This is a genomic window from Kamptonema sp. PCC 6506, assembly GCF_000180455.1.
GTDB lineage: Bacteria > Cyanobacteriota > Cyanobacteriia > Cyanobacteriales > Microcoleaceae > Kamptonema > Kamptonema formosum.
Genome location: NZ_CACA01000332.1, coordinates 1 through 6,033 on the forward strand (window position 1 = coordinate 1; position 6,033 = coordinate 6,033).

Annotated in this window: 4 protein-coding genes; 2 read left to right on the top strand and 2 right to left on the bottom strand. The window is 41.8% G+C overall.

Translation table 11 applies throughout. The features are described 5' to 3' along the window. Window positions 1-123 precede the first annotated feature (123 nt). Window positions 124-1,179, top strand: a complete 1,056-nt coding sequence (locus tag OSCI_RS22205) for a zinc-dependent dehydrogenase (protein WP_007357406.1) — start codon at window positions 124-126, stop codon at window positions 1,177-1,179. 83 nt (window positions 1,180-1,262) lie between these two features. Here the strand turns inward: OSCI_RS22205 and OSCI_RS22210 are convergent, their stop codons facing one another. Next, a complete protein-coding gene (locus OSCI_RS22210) occupies window positions 1,263-1,736 on the bottom strand; it encodes a hypothetical protein (RefSeq protein ID WP_007357407.1) in 474 nt (157 codons plus the stop codon). Between the two features lie 224 nt (window positions 1,737-1,960). After that, window positions 1,961-2,599 carry a hypothetical protein gene (locus OSCI_RS22215; RefSeq protein ID WP_234708802.1) on the bottom strand — a complete coding sequence of 213 codons (639 nt, stop codon included), beginning with the start codon at window positions 2,597-2,599 and terminating at the stop codon, window positions 1,961-1,963. On the opposite strand from OSCI_RS22215, the gene OSCI_RS22220 reads away from it, so the two are divergent. Further along, on the top strand, window positions 2,571-6,033 hold a 3,463-nt coding region (locus tag OSCI_RS22220), incomplete at its 3' end, for an ATP-binding protein (RefSeq protein ID WP_202796249.1). The genes OSCI_RS22215 and OSCI_RS22220 overlap by 29 nt on opposite strands.

The window sequence follows — 6,033 nt, forward strand, 5'->3', positions numbered from 1 at the left end:
TTACAATAAATAATCTGATTATTAGCGGTAGAAGAATGATTTAAAAAAAGAATATCGCTTTTGAGTAGCATAAGTCCTATTAGTGTTAAATTCTAAATATCGCTGGGCAATAAAGGAAAAAATATGAAAGCACAAGTGTTCCGGGGTGTCAATCAGCTAAGCTACGAAGAAATTCCCGTACCTGAAATCGAAACTGATGAGGTGCTTGTACAAGTACAAGTTGTGGGATTATGCCAATCGGACATAAAAAAAATTCGCTATCCTCTCTACGAACCGCCGCGCATTTTTGGACACGAAACTGCGGGTGTAATTGCTAAGGTAGGCGATCGCGTCACCGGTTGGCAAGTAGGCCAGCGAGTAGTCGTCATGCACCACATACCCTGTATGCACTGCGACTACTGCCTTAATGAGAACTTTTCCATGTGCGAAACCTATAAAAATATCACGACAACTGCGGGTTTTGCACCCAGTGGCGGCGGTTTTGCCGAATATGTGAAAGTACCAGGCCACATTGTTCGCAATGGTGGTTTAATTCCTATACCAGAAAGTGTTACTTTTGAACAAGCTAGTTTTGTAGAACCGACTAACTGCTGTCTGAAAGCAGTTAAAAAAGCTCAAGTTGCCCCCGGACAAACGGTGTTAGTGGTGGGAGCTGGGCCAATTGGGTTAATGTTTGTTATGCTAGTGAAGTATTTCGGAGGAAGAGCGATCGCTACTGACTTATTGCCCTCTCGCATTGAAAAAGCTTTGAGTGTAGGTGCAGAAGCAGCTTTTGACGCGCGAGATCCCGATTTACAAGCTAAGATCGGGGTGCTTACTGGTGGGATGGGTGTTGATACCAGTATTTTAGCAGTGCCGAGCGAAAAAGCCTTTTTTCAAGCTCTTGACTGTACCCGCAAAGGCGGGAAAATTCTATTTTTTGCTGAGTTTCCTGACGAGGTGGAAATTCCGATTAATCCCAATGTACTCTATCGCCGAGAGATTGATTTGATGGGCAGTTATAGTTCATCTTTTCGGTTACAATCTCTGTCTGCTGATATAGTATTTAATAAGCGGATTGACGTTGATGCTTTAATTAGCGATCGCTATCCTCTGCAAGACTTGAGCAAAGCTGTAGAACTGGCAGTTAAACCCACAGCAGATACTTATAAAATTCTGCTTTATCCTGAAATTGGTTAGTTGTGAGATTGGTTAGTTGTTATTAGTTAGGTGTTAGTCAACCCCGAACCAACAACGAACGACTAACAATTAACCAACCCAAGTTATTCGTTGTCAGAAATAGGTACAGTTTGCAGAGCACCCCGCTGCAATTGCCGCAGTTCAGTTCTTGTCAATTGGCGACCCCCTCCATAACTAGCAAAGGTAGGAGAAAAGCTGGTATTGGCATAATTAACTGTTTGGGTGCCCAAACCACCACCAACTGCCCAGCCAACTTGAGCCGGGTTAAAAGGGTCTGGAGACTTTGCTACTTGCTGTCTGGAAATCAAGGCATTCCAGACAAAGAAAAACCCAAAAATTGATAGCCAAATCAACCCAATACTGACACTAGCTGTGCGAATTGGCCACTTGCGTAATGCTTTAATCCACAAACAAATGGCATCGTACCCCGCCCAGGGGTTGCTATCAGTATCATAGTTAGGAACAACCACAACACGAGTCACAACTGTTTGTTGGGATTGCGTTTGATAATTGGGTTGTAAAGGAACATGAACTATTGAACTATTGTTGTTAGTCAAGGATTTTACCTCCTGTAAAACCGAATTAATATAGCAGTTTTTAATTGGGTAAGCACCGCTCTTAATTAGCAAATAGCAATTAGCAATTACCCAGCAGTACATAATGCAACTGAAAACCTCTATAGTTGGGACAAGCCCAGGTTGGGTAGGGGATTGCACCCTACTTTTCGCGTGGTTACGATTGGCTTCTTTCCCAAGGAAAAGTATTCAATATTTGGTGGCAATTACTTAAGAAAATCAGCAAAGTGAGCAATCAAAATAGGCGGAGCATACTTGCGAATTAAGTAGCAAAAACAGGGCTTGCCCACATTACTATAAGAGCGATGTGAGTCTGGTTCATGTCGCTTACACCGCAGCACATTTTTGATGATGTCGCTAGCATTTCTGCTAACATCTAAGTAGCTCAAAATCTCTTCAAAAAGCTCCACCTCTGTTGCATCAGGAAAGTATTTGGCAAACTGAGACTCGTCCCAAACAACAGGCGAAGCTGGGGGGACAGAAGGAGGATTTTGTGGCATTCCTGAGACGGGGGACTCGTCCCTGGGACTTGGGGACGCTTGACTCGGTTTACCTTGTGACTGTTGGGTTTGTTTGGGACTCGTCTCGCTGTTTGGGACTTGTCCCATCCAGTCTCTTGATAGAAATTCTGGCCGATATCGCCTTTCTGCAATCAATTTATTGATTTCCTCTTCAGTCGATTCAGCTACCCAATAATCCCAACTAATTTGAGGATTATTTGGTGACTTTTGATTTGATTGTTGGCTTGGTTGCTGTTGATTTTGTTGATGTTGACTTTGTTGATGTTGACTTTGTTGACATCCATTGATGTTGACTTTGAGTGAGATTGAAAAAACCCTCTTCACGATTAATACAATTACTTTAGCACCGCTCGATCGAGTTACCGTCAATCAATTAGTTGCTGAAACGCTCAAATGTCCGGAAAGTTCGGCCTGGTCTCTTTCTCAACTCATCTATCAAAAAACTCAAGGAAATCCATTTTTCGCCACCCAGTTTCTCAAAGCATTGCATCAAGATGGATTAATTCAATTTAACTTTGAGTTAGGTTGTTGGCAATGCGATCTCGCCCAAGTTACAACACAAGCGGCTACAGATGATGTTGTGACTTTTATGGCATTACAATTACAAAAATTACCGTCCTCAACCCAACAGGTTTTGCAACTAGCTGCTTGTATTGGTAACTCTTTTGATTTAACAACTTTGGCGATTGTTTCAGAAAAATCAGAAGTAGAAACAGCAGCTTGTTTATGGAAAGCGTTACAAGAAGGGTTAATTTTGCCCCAAAGTGAAGTTTATAAGTTTTATGTTGGGGAAGTTAATCAAGCAGTTTCTCAAGAACGTTCGCAGGTTGTTGGCTATAAGTTCCTTCACGATCGCGTTCAACAAGCTGCTTATTCTTTAATTCCCGAATCTCATAAAAAAGCAGTACATCTCCAAATTGGCCAGTTGCTGCTACGCAATACATCGCCGGAAGTTCTTGAAGTCAAGATTTTTGATATTGTCAATCAGTTAAATCAGGGAATTGGCATTATTACTCAGCAATCCGCAAAAGATGAAATTGCTCAAATCAATCTCATGGCGGGGAGAAAAGCCAAAGCTGCTACAGCTTATAAAGCAGCCGTAAAATACTTGACGTCAGGCTTAGAATTGCTGCTGGAAAATAGCTGGGAAACCCATTATTCACTCACCTTTGGATTATATCGAGAACGTGCCGAATGTGAATATTTGACAGGCAACTTAACTGAGGCAGAAAAACTGTTTGATTTTGCATTAAATCGTACTCAAAATAAATTCGATTTAGCCGATATTTATGCAATTCAAATGTACCTGAAAATGACTCAAGGTGAGAATCTCCAAGCAGGCTGTGAAGCAGGACTGCAAGGGTTGAGAATTATGGGGATGCCACTACCTCTCACCGTTGAAGAACAGCAAGAAGCTATTAAAACTGAACTCGAAAAGTTGAAAACTCAACTGGCAATAGTTCGTCCAGCCGACTTATTTAATCTACCAGAAATGACAGACCCCGTAAAAAAAATCTGTATGAGTCTTTTAGTAGACCTTTGGGCTGTTACCTATATGGCGGGTCGTCAATATCTAGCTATTTTGAGTCCTATATTAATGCTCAATTTATCATTGAAATATGGCAATGCCGAAAGCTCTGGTTTTGCTTACTGTCTCTATGGAATGAATTTAGCAAATGAAGGAGATTATCAAACCGCTTATGAGTTCGGATTACTAGCCCTAAAACTCGATCGCCATTTTAATAGCACTAAGTTTATTTATAAAACAAATAATATCTTTGCACACACGATAAATCCCTATAATCAGCACTTAAAAACCAATTTACCCATTTCTCAGAAAGCGTATCAAATCAGTCAAGAAGCGGGAGATGTCGTGTTTGGTGTTTGGGCTGTTTCGTTCTTGATTTGGGCAATGTTAATTAAAGGCGATCGCCTATCCGATGTCTATGCAGAAACAGAGAAATATCTCAGTTATGTCCAGCAGGTCAATGATGTTAATATGCTCTATGCGTTTACCTTACAACGACAATTTTTACTAAGCCTGCAAGACCTAATTCAAGATACTGACTTATTGGATGAACGGAATAATGATACTCTTTATATCAATGTTTGGCGACAAAAGCAGAACTTTGAACATGGGATTAATTGGTACTGCTTTCTAAAGCTACAACTTTCCTACTTTTATGGTCGCTACACTGATGCTGTAATGGCGGCAGAAGAAGCCCAAAAAACACTGCCAGCTAATGCAGGTTTTTTTCCCATTATTCAATACCATTTCTATTATCCACTCAGTTTAGCAGCACTCTATCAATCTGCTACATTAGAGGAGAAAAAGCAGTATTGGGATACTATACAACAGCACTACCAAATTATTCAAAGATGGGCGCATTTTTGCCCAGCAAACTTTCAACATCGATACCTGTTGCTATCTGCTGAAATGGCAAACATATCTGGTCAATATATGCCAGCAATGGAATATTACGATCGCGCCATTGAGCTTGCCAAAGAAAACGGTTATATCCAAGAAGAAGCATTAGCCAACGAACTAGCCGCTAAATTTTATCTCAACTGGGGCAGAAAACGCATAGCTGCGGAATATATCACCGAAGCCTACTACGGCTATGCTCGCTGGGATGCCAAAGCCAAAGTCGCCGATTTAGAAAAACGCTATCCCCAATTACTTGCCCCCATATTACAACAAACCCGTTCTCCCCTTTCCACTGACGAAACCATCTTCGCATTAGGAACTGTCACATCCATCAGTTCGGCTACTTCTAGTACCCGTGTCTCAGACACCCTAGATTTAAAAGCGATTTTGAAAGCTTCCCAAGCTATCTCCAGCGAAATCGAACTCGAAAAATTACTTTCATCGTTGCTTAGAATCGTCATCGAAAATGCAGGGGCTGATAAATGCGTGTTAATGCTGTTGCGAGATAATTCGCTACGCGACACCAAAGGTGAACGCTTGTTCGTTAAAGGGTCAATTACATTGGGAACGGAACCAAACGTATTGCAGCGTCTTCCGGTTGAGGACAGCCAAGACATTCCCCACAAGCTGATTTACCAAGTCAAGCACAACCCGCAAACTGTTGTGTTGCTTGATGCGACAGCCGATGGAAGCTTAGCCAACGATCCGTATATCATGCGTCAGCAGCCCAAGAGTATTTTGTGCAGCCCGATTTTGTATCAAGGGAAATTGATAGGCATTTTATATCTAGAAAATAATTTAACGAAGGGAGCATTTACGAGCGATCGCGTCGAACTCCTCAACCTCATCTGCACCCAAGCTGCCATTTCCCTAGAAAATGCCCAACTTTATCAACGTTCCCAAGAATATGCCCAAGAATTAAAGCGTTCTCTCAATGACTTCAAATTTGCTCAATCCCGCTTCCATAATTTAGTAGATAACGTTCCTGGGGTGGTGTATCAATTCGTGATGACGACCGATGGTTCGGTATCAATGCCGTACATGAGTAGTGACTGTTATGAACTATATCAAATCAGTGCCGAGGAAGCGATCGCCAATGTACAGCTCCTATTAGATATGACACATCCAGAAGATGCTGAATCTCATCGTCAGTCAATTGCAGATTCAGTTCAAACCTTAACTCCCTGGCGATGGGAGGGGCGAATTGTTACACCATCTGGAATTATTAAATGGATTCACGGTGAAGCGCGAATAGAAAAACTTGCTGATGGAACGTTAGTGTGGGATGGCTTGTTACTAGATATAAGCGATCGCAAACAAGCTGAACTGG